This window comes from Campylobacter sp. LR291e (assembly GCF_008633915.1).
GTDB lineage: Bacteria > Campylobacterota > Campylobacteria > Campylobacterales > Campylobacteraceae > Campylobacter_D.
In genome coordinates this window covers 1-407 of the sequence record NZ_VJNV01000034.1, presented here as the reverse complement: position 1 = coordinate 407, position 407 = coordinate 1, and the positions used below count along the sequence as shown (strand labels likewise).

The window sequence follows — 407 nt, the reverse complement described above, 5'->3', positions numbered from 1 at the left end:
AAAGCTTCATTAATAATTTCGAGATTAATTGCCTTAAATGTAGAACCTATTGCAAGAGATTCAAAATAAAATTGCATACAACTTAAAATATAATACAACATTGCATTATTCATAAAATTGCTTTTTAAAGCACACAAACCTCGCCCTATTGCTATTTTATTTTTAGTGATATTTACAATTCCAACAGGAGCGCGAACGCACAAAAGGACAGAATCTGGATATGCGATTTTTACGGGATTATTTGTAATAAAATTAGATTCTTTAATAAATTTTTCTCCGAAAGCAATTTTACCTTGATGAAAATCTAATGTCGTATTTTGAAAATATAACAGATTTTTTGCGATGATATTTTCACTATTTAAAGATTGTCCCATATTTATCTCACACACTTCCCCGAGTTTCACCCA

At 29.2% G+C, this 407-nt stretch carries 1 protein-coding gene; it reads right to left on the bottom strand.

The features are described 5' to 3' along the window. Window positions 1-407: restriction endonuclease subunit S (locus FMM58_RS07435; protein ID WP_190317971.1), on the bottom strand; the 407-nt coding region annotated here is incomplete at both ends.